We start from the raw sequence: 8,214 nt of genomic DNA, 5'->3' as shown, positions 1-8,214 counted from the left end.
GGCGGCGGCAAGGCGCTGCGCCAGGCGACACCGCCGCCGGTGGTCGAGGTGCAGCCGATCGCGGCGCCGGCGCGGATGAAGCGGCGGCATTGGGGGCTGGTGGCCAGCTTCCTGCTGATGGTGCTGGCGCCGCTGGCGGCGGTGATCCTCTATCTCTGGACCGCGGCCAGCGACCAGTATCTGTCGACCACCGGCTTTACCGTGCGTAGTCAGGAAAGCGGCGGCGCCACCGAACTGCTGGGCGGGCTGGCGCAATTCGCCGGCGGCTCCACCGCCTCGGACAGCGATATCCTCTACGAGTTCATCCAGAGCCAGGAGATGGTCGAGGCGGTCGAGGCCGAGGTCGGCATCCGGGCGCGCTATTCCACCGTCTGGCCGCGCGACTGGGTGTTCGGCATCTGGCCCGACGCGACGATGGAGGACCTGGTCTGGTATTGGCACCGGATCACCGGCATCTCCTATGATTCCGGCACCGGCCTGACCGAGGTCACCGTGACCGGCTTTGACCCCGACACCGCGCAGGCGGTGGCGCGGGTGATCCTGCGCGAAAGCCAGGACCGGATCAACGCGCTGAACAACCAGGCCCGCGAAGACGCCATGCGCTATGCCCGCGCCGATGTCGAAGAGGCGGTGGCGCAGCTGAAGGCGGCGCGCGAGGCGCTGACCCGGTTCCGCACCCGAACCCGCATCGTAGACCCTGAATCCGACATCCAGGGCCGCATGGGCGTGCTGAACAACCTGCAGCAGCAGCTGGCCGAGGCGCTGGTGGAATACGACCTGCTGCGCGGCACCGCGCCCGAGACCGATCCGCGGGTGACCAAGGCGCAGCAGCGCATCGACGTGATCCGCGAACGGATCCGCATCGAGCGCCAGGGCTTTGCCAGCGACAGCACCGAGACCGGCGGGGTGGGCGAGGATTACCCCTCGCTGATCGCCGAATATGAAAGCCTGAGCGTCGACCGCGAATATGCCGAGGAGGCCTATCGCGCGGCGCTGACCGCGCTGGAGGTGGCGCGCGACGACGCCACCCGGCAAAGCCGCTATCTTGCCACCTATATCACCCCGACCCGGGCCGATGCCTCGGAATATCCCCAGCGCGTCGTGCTGGCGGCGCTGGCGGCGCTGTTCCTGCTGCTGGTCTGGGCGATCGCGGCGCTGATCTATTACTCGATCCGCGACCGGAGCTGAGCGCGATGGGGGCTGCACCCGGATCCGGAAAGGCATTGGTGAGGGAAGGGCAGGGCGCCATGCGGTGGCGGCCCCCGGCGCGGACGGAGCCGGCGCCGTGATCCGCTTTGAGAACCTGACCAAGAGTTTCCGCATCCGCGGCGAGCGCAAGGTGGTGATCGACAACCTGAACCTGGCGCTGCCGACCGGCAAGTCGCTGGCGCTGCTGGGGCGCAACGGCGCCGGCAAATCGACCCTGCTGCAGATGATCGCCGGCACCATGCGGCCGGATTCGGGGCGCATCGTCACCGAGGGCAGCATTTCCTGGCCGGTGGGCTTTGGCGGCTCGTTCCACCGCGAGCTGACCGGGGCGCAGAACATCCGCTTCATCGCCCGGATCTACGGCGTCGACACTGACGGGCTGCTGGCCTTTGTCGAGGATTTTGCCGAGCTTGGCCGCTCGTTCCACATGCCGGTGCGCAGCTATTCCTCGGGCATGCGCTCGCGGCTGGGCTTCGGCGCCTCGATGGGCATCCGGTTCGACACCTATCTGGTGGACGAGACCACCGCGGTGGGCGATGCCGCCTTCCGCCGCAAGAGCCGCGCGGTCTTTGCCGACCGGATGCGCCATTCCGACGCGATCATGGTCAATCACTCGATGAACCAGGTCCGCGAATTCTGCAATGCCGGCATCGTGCTGGAAAACGGCCAGATGCAGTATTTCGAGGATCTGGAAGAGGCGATCGCCCAGCACCAGGCGCTGATGGCCTGACCGCGGGGCAGGGGGCCGATAAGGCAAGTTTACCGGACATTATCGGGGTCTCACAGGCGCGGCGGAAGTGGCGCTTAAACCCGATCCAAAGCGCCGCTTTTGGCCGATCTCGATTGCCGAGCTTGGTGCTATCCGTGGTCCAGGACAAGCCTGCAGATGAAATCACGACAGGCCTCTCTTAGACCCGTCTGGCTGGATTGCGCCGGATGAAAAAGATGTTTTCCCGTTGAGCATCGCCAACAACGTCATCGCTATAACAGAAAGATGCAGCACAAGCTGTGTCACATCTGCGAGAATGACGATGACCAAGAAGCCCTACGAGAACACCCGGCTGGTGGCCTTTATCGAGCGCCGGGTGCTCGAACTGAAGCCCAAGAAAAGCCAGGCCGACATCGCTGCCGAGGCCGGCTATGTCAACGCGAACATGGTCACCATGATCAAGCAGGGCAGTTCCAAGGTCGCCCTGGACCGTGTGCCGGCGCTGGCGCGCGCGCTGGAATGCGACCCCGCCTATCTCATGGGGCTCGCGCTGGAGCAGGCGATCGGGCGCACCGCTGCCGAGGCAGTCGTGGAGATCTTCGGGGTGCCGGTCACGCTCAACGAGCGCGCCTGGGTCGAGGCGATCCGCGAGGCGTCAGGCCACAGCGATCCACGGCTCACCAGCAGGTCGCAGGCCGCAATTAACGCCATCTTCGGGCGGTGAAACCTCATGTATGACCAAGGGCGCGCTGACACCTGTTGAGCGCGCCTTGGCGGCCGCCCAGAGCGGGATCAACAACTACAGCGACTTGAGACCAACCTTGCACGCGACCATTTTCCGCCGTGTGCCGGACCCGAATTCTCACGAAATTGTGATTTACCTTTGTGCAGTCACCCGAAAATCTCGCTATTAGGAGATATAGCTGAGGTCGTGCCGTAAGGCGAAGCCAGACTTTCGGCGGAATGTCCCCGGACCGGGCACCACCACTACGACGGTGGGCGTCATGTCCGCATCTTCAAGTTTAACAGTCCATGCTCGTCGACCTCGGGTCGGCGAACGAAACTCTGTGCAATGAAAGTGCATAATATCATGTATGGAAGTTTGCCTACGTTTTCCTCGCAGCAGTTGGCTGCTCTCGATAAAGTTGCCAAGTGGCTTAAGTCCGGAACCGGAGACCAGCAGGTATTTCGCCTTTTTGGTTTCGCCGGGACGGGCAAGACGACGATCGCCCGGCATCTCGCCGCCGAGTTGAATGGGCCTGTCGTTTATGCGGCCTATACTGGCAAGGCCGCGCACGTGATGCAGCAGAATGGCTGCGAGGGAGCCACCACCATTCACCAGTTGATTTACTCCTGGGAAAGGAAACGTGACGGCTCTTTCCTCGGCGAGTTGAACGCCGAGAGTGACGCCGCCGATGCGGTCCTGATTGTGGTGGATGAATGTTCCATGGTCGACGAGGTCGTCGCGAAAGATCTGATGTCGTTTGGCCGGCCTATTCTGGTGCTGGGTGATCCCGCCCAGCTTGCGCCGGTGAAAGGCGAAGGGTTTTTTACCGACGCGAAACCGGATGTGATGTTGACCGAGGTTCACCGCCAGGCAAAGAACAGTCCGATTCAGAGGTTGGCAATGGATGTCCGGGAGGGAAGGTCTCTGATCCGCGGAACCTATGGCACCAGCCGCGTTGTAGTGCTGGACGACCTCGATACGGAAGATATCCTGGGGGCGGACCAGGTCATCGTGGGGCGGAATGACACGCGGCTGAGCTACAACTCCGTTATCCGCGAAAGTCTCGGCTTCAAGAGCGCATTGCCGTGTATCGGGGATCGCCTCGTCTGCCGGCAGAATGATCATAGGCTGCAGATCTACAATGGCGGGCTGTATCGTGTAATTGATCTCCCCGAGGGTAAGTCCCCCCACGGTTACATGCCGCTGATGCTCCAGTCACTTGATCATGCCGGAAGCCGTGAGGTGCGCGTATTGATCAATCCGGATGAGTTTCTGCATCCTGGTCGTGCGGTGGAGGCAAAGCACTACGGCCGGACGCAGCATTTCGACTTCGGCTACGCGCTGACCGTTCACCGCGCGCAGGGCAGTCAGTGGTCCAACGTCTTCATTGTCGATGAGAGCGAGGTGTTTCGCGCAAGCCCCCAGAAGTGGCTCTATACTGCGATTACGCGTGCGATCGACCGTGTGACGATCTTGGTGTGACGCGCTAAATCGTGGTCGCCAGATGCCGTAGTGCGGCAAGTGCTGCGCTCTGATCGCTGGTCCGGGGCAGGGGAGATCCCCCTGTCCCGCGAGCGACACAAGCAGTCCGCTGAGCATTTCCGAGCGGCAAGCCCCCAGCTTTTCTCGATCGGGCTCTGCGCGATCTGCGTCGCTGACAGAGGTTCCACGTGGTTCCATAAAGCGGCGTTCATGGTTCCGCTGCGCCGATAAGATGGTATCCCTGATAGGGTCATCAAGCGTCGATCCGCTGACAAAGAGGAAACCTTTACGGTGCCGATCGTTTGATCCTGTCCCCGGGTTTCTTTTAATCCCCAGTTGGTTAGGCAGGGCGATGGCCGGGGAAACGCCTGTCCGGATTTTGATCAGGACTAGCTTCAAGAACAAGGTGGCGGCGGGCTTTTTCCGTCATGCGTGCGGCCGGCCCTTGCTGGCATGGCTTGCCCCGGTCGCGCCACAGTAACAGCATCTCAAAAACACAGACGGCATGTCCAGACGGAGCGCGTGTTTCGATTTGCAGGAGGAGCCTCGGACGACTTGGCGTTTTCATTCGTCTCCAACTGCGAGGCTCGATACTCCCAGTGTGGGAGGCGGAGATGCAAGCCTGCGGCCTGGCTGGTCCGTGTGACAGGACTGGGCTGCCATCTTCTGAAGGCCGCCAGCCCATCTCTCAACTGGTCCGACGTGATTTCGGGTGGGGGACGCCTGAAGGCAGCCGAGCCGATCAACAGGGGACATCCCGGTTGAGCGGTATCGGGCGGGCCTGAGACGCGTCTCAGCGGGGTTTCAAGACTGAGCATTGATTAGCTCCAAACGCGGCGCCAGGGGGGGTGAATTTCTTTGCCCCTGGAGGCCCTTTGCAGACCCAGTCGAACAAGATAATGGTCGTGGTTTCTTTAGTAAGTGCTTACTTTAGGCAGTCGGTCAGAACTGCCCGGCGTCGGCATCGTCGGGCGCCCTAATAACTGTGCTGTAAGGCACTTCTCTTCACATACTCGATGCCTACACACCAAGTTACACCTCTGCCTCTCCTCTCATACCCTCCACCCCCTTGGAGGCAGAGAGCACGTATCATGGCCGACACAGAGTCCGGCCCTAAGATGCGGCGCGAGCCGCGGCGGTCAATCCTGACCGTCTACCTCCAGGAGAAGCCGCGCCACTGCCTCTGCAGCCGGTCGAGGGCCTGGCCGGCTGCGTCATTGGCCTCGGTCCAGTCCACCAGGCTTAGACCCTCCCTGGGGGCCTTCAACGGCTGTCGCGGCGGTCTGGAGCCCCCGCGTGCCTCGATGGCGCGCGCGCGTGCCGCAAGGTCGACCCCGTAGACGCCCCGGCTTTGTAGCTGGGTCTTGGTGTCCTCCAGCGCCGCAGCGTCGTGTTGGCAGATGGGCAGGCGGAAGTGGAGCATGTTTCGTCGCATGTTTCTAAAGTCTATTTTTCCCAGGTCGTTCACGCCGGTGATACCATAGGCGCGGAGTTTCTCTTCGCCCAGGATGGTCAGCTCGACACGGCCGCGGCGCTCCGGCTCAGGCAGTTTCATGGATGTTTGTCGCGCGGGGTTGCGCCGGTCCGCGATCTTATGCTGGACGCTGATCATCAACTCGGCATGCGCGGCGCCCTGGTAGATTGTCGCGTCGAGATGGAGGTCCTTGCCGCGGCCGGCGCCAAGGATGCGCGTTCTGACCAGTTCAACATCGAGCTGTGTATCCGACATGGTGCGGGACTGTGCCCGCTTTGAGAAGAAAAAATGTGGCCTCCCCGTCCCGGTCTTGGGATCCGGATAGACCTGGCGCGCATCGGAATGGCTTGGCGAATACGCTGTGATACCGGCGATTGCCGCGGGAGAACACCATTGATGGCGCTGAAGTGCGCCGACGAGTTGCTCGCGCAGCAAGAGGCACTGATCCGGCGATTTATCTGATCGCGGATAGAAATCCAGCGACAGTTCGACCAGGAACAGGGACGGTTGCCCGGTAATCCGGCAGTTCGCGTCGATCACGTCGAGCGTCTCGCGGAGCGCTTCCGGTGTCGGATCCTGAAGCAGGATCGCGAAATGTTGCCCGGCGGTCTTCGCGGGGGCGAGTGGAGGCAGGCATGATCGCCAATCTGTCGCATTTCTAGCCGGGTATCGCGTCCGATCCTGAACATAGGCGTCGCGGCCCGCTCCGGCGTTCAGCAATTTTTTGATATGCGCAGAGCTGGTCGTTCTTCGAGTGTCGAGCAGCACCACCATGCGGTCGATCAGGGCGACGGTGCGAAAGTTTTTCCGCAGTGCGAGATCAGGCGTCAGCACCAGGCTGTTGCGGCGATCGGCCCTGATCTTCGCGCCGGGCTCAGAGGCCTGCAGTGGTTCGACGCGATAGACAAGCTCGGCCTGGCCGAGCGCGCCGGTCGACCGTTGCCGATATTCCGTCTCGGTCGCCGGGGAGGAATAGGTCAGGAAGAATGTGAAGCCTGCTGGGAGCGCTGCTGCGGCGGTATGCGTCGCCGGCGATAGTGCCACTGGCTGCGATATCGGCATTTGCGCCTGCGGCGCGCTGGGAGGCGCCGATCTTGTCGCGTCGAGGGACGCGGCGATGGCTTTGATCCGGGGAGCGCGTGTGATGAGCTTTCCGCCCGGACTGAACCTGCGGTTCTTGATATGATTGAGATAGGCTGGCACCAGTCGTCGCATGGTCTTGAGCCGCGCGTCGAAGTCGGAATGTTTTGCGGTCTCGCGGAATAACCTGGACCAGTTTTCGCTCAACGTCTTCTTGGTGATCCGTATCTTCCGACACCCGCCCGCTCCCGGTTTCGCGTGGATCAAGAGCGCGGCGGCTACGGTCTTCAGCAGCGTCCGGGGGTTTACCTTCCGGCCACCGGTCGGTGTGACACCTGGCATGTTGTCGAGGAAGAGCCAGTGCCCAAAGGCAATCAACTCGCCGTAGGTTTTCAGCTCGCCGCGACTGCCGATGGCAGCTGTGAGATCTGCGGGCAAGCGGCTGTGCGATCTGTTGCTCAGCTTTAGTGCGCCTTGGAGTTTCTTGTGCTGCAGGTCAAGCATTCTCGTTTCAAGGGCGAGCAATCCGTTGACGCGTTTCACGAAGCCCATGTCGCTGGTCGCGTCATCCGGGTGACCCTCTTCGAAAAGAGCGCTCTTGTTGGCCCGCAGCCGCTGCAGGAAGACAGTTTCCGGCGACAAAGGTTCAGGATGTGTGCCCATATCGGATCCGGATGCACGCTCGCGTCGAGATTGGTCTGCGCCGAAGGGCAGCCGCTGCAAGGTAAAAACAGGGTCAGACTCTGTGGAGCGGAGCGAATGTCAGCGCGCGACGTCCACGCATGCCATGTAGTGGGCAGCGGCAGAGCCAGGTCAAGTGCCGAAATGCACGCAGAAAAATTCTATATCCAGGCAGCGTGTTGTTGACCGGTGCTAGCGAAGTGAACGGCCGCTGTCCTCTCGGGCTCTTTCGCTGATTTTCGTGCGGTGCCTGCCGCGGATTGTGGCCCTTGCTCTGTTCCCTGGAGTGGCGTGTGGCACATCACGGCTGGTGGGCGGCATCGAAACTCGGCGTGCTCCGGGCCACCAGCGATCCCGCTGCGCCGGCATGTGCGCCGGTTTCGTCGGATCGGGGGGAGGAATGGCGCGCTCCGCCGAGGGGCGCGGGCGGGCATACATGGCGCGTGTCGAAGCCCTAGAAAGCCGCGTGGACGACGATGGGGATCGAGTCTGGCGCCGCGATATCCGGGGAACGAAAGCTCCCATGCCGGGCCGGACCGGGGGGTCGCGCGAGGCGTTTCTGACTGTGCGCTAGCCGAACAGCATATCCCCCGGATCCAGCGCGGCCGGGGCGACATCTTCCAGCCGGATCCGGCCGGCGTCGGTGCGGATCACCGTGTCTGTGCCGGCGGCGCGCAAGGTGAGGTCGGCAAAACCGATCCCCGGCAGCGCCAGGTGCAGCTGATCGCGCCCGGGGGTGAAATCGGCGATGGTGTCGCGGCCGTGATCGGCACCGAAGCGGAAGCTGTCGGCGCCGGCGCCGCCGGTCAGGTGATCGTCGCCGCGCCCGCCGGCCAGGAGATCGGCGCCGCG

General features: G+C 62.8%; 5 protein-coding genes and 1 pseudogene. 4 read left to right on the top strand and 2 right to left on the bottom strand.

The features are described 5' to 3' along the window. The 4 genes from CVM52_RS21470 to CVM52_RS21455 all read left to right on the top strand — a co-directional run. Positions 1–1,188, top strand: a 1,188-nt coding sequence (locus CVM52_RS21470) for a KpsE/RkpR family capsule polysaccharide export protein (protein WP_100164430.1), incomplete at its 5' end; no start/stop codon positions are given. A gap of 97 nt (positions 1,189–1,285) precedes the next feature. After that, positions 1,286–1,939 (top strand): ABC transporter ATP-binding protein, encoded by a 654-nt coding sequence (locus CVM52_RS21465; RefSeq protein ID WP_100164432.1) that lies wholly within the window; start codon positions 1,286–1,288, stop codon positions 1,937–1,939. A gap of 301 nt (positions 1,940–2,240) precedes the next feature. Continuing rightward, positions 2,241–2,642, top strand: coding sequence for a helix-turn-helix domain-containing protein (locus CVM52_RS21460; protein ID WP_100164431.1), 402 nt, complete (start codon positions 2,241–2,243; stop codon positions 2,640–2,642). Between the two features lie 348 nt (positions 2,643–2,990). Then, positions 2,991–4,127, top strand: coding sequence for an ATP-dependent DNA helicase (locus CVM52_RS21455; protein ID WP_240621023.1), 1,137 nt, complete (start codon positions 2,991–2,993; stop codon positions 4,125–4,127). A gap of 1,153 nt (positions 4,128–5,280) precedes the next feature. On the opposite strand, the gene CVM52_RS21450 is transcribed toward CVM52_RS21455, so the two are convergent. Continuing rightward, a complete protein-coding gene (locus CVM52_RS21450; protein ID WP_133119925.1) occupies positions 5,281–7,344 on the bottom strand; it encodes a hypothetical protein in 2,064 nt (687 codons plus the stop codon). A gap of 588 nt (positions 7,345–7,932) precedes the next feature. After that, positions 7,933–8,214, bottom strand: a pseudogene (locus tag CVM52_RS27080) (calcium-binding protein); the annotation flags it as partial.

The sequence above is a fragment of the Pseudooceanicola lipolyticus genome, assembly GCF_002786325.1.
In the GTDB taxonomy this organism is placed as follows: domain Bacteria; phylum Pseudomonadota; class Alphaproteobacteria; order Rhodobacterales; family Rhodobacteraceae; genus Pseudooceanicola_C; species Pseudooceanicola_C lipolyticus.
Note: the sequence above shows the minus strand (reverse complement) of the source record. Positions and strands in the feature narration are given on the sequence as shown.

Excerpts from the sequence above, each read along its gene's own strand:
- CVM52_RS21460 (WP_100164431.1), top strand. The coding sequence starts at position 2,241 with ATGACCAAGAAGCCCTACGAGAACACCCGGCTGGTGGCCTTTATCGAG.
- CVM52_RS21455 (WP_240621023.1), top strand. The coding sequence starts at position 2,991 with ATGAAAGTGCATAATATCATGTATGGAAGTTTGCCTACGTTTTCCTCG.
- CVM52_RS21450 (WP_133119925.1), bottom strand. The coding sequence starts at position 7,344 with ATGGGCACACATCCTGAACCTTTGTCGCCGGAAACTGTCTTCCTGCAG.